1 protein-coding gene is annotated in these 206 nt (G+C 23.3%); it reads right to left on the bottom strand.

The features are described from left to right. Positions 1–8 precede the first annotated feature (8 nt). Positions 9–206, bottom strand: a 198-nt coding sequence (locus KGF41_RS20765) for a transposase (RefSeq protein WP_227857154.1), incomplete at its 5' end; no start/stop codon positions are given.

Here is a 206-nt window from a genome sequence, read left to right as displayed (position 1 = left end):
CTTTGTATTTAAGCTATCTTATATTTTTTAGCATTTTTAAGATTAATACTTGCATTTAAATCTCTATCAATAGATAATCCACAACTACATTTATAAACTCTATCTTTAAGTTTTAAATTCTTATTAATATCTTCACACTGGCTACAAGTCTTTGATGATGGATAAAATCTATCAACAATTCTAAGTTCTATATTATTTTGCTTACA

This window comes from Clostridioides sp. ZZV14-6150, assembly GCF_020657875.1.
GTDB lineage: Bacteria > Bacillota > Clostridia > Peptostreptococcales > Peptostreptococcaceae > Clostridioides.
This window is presented reverse-complemented; position numbering and strand designations above follow the sequence as displayed.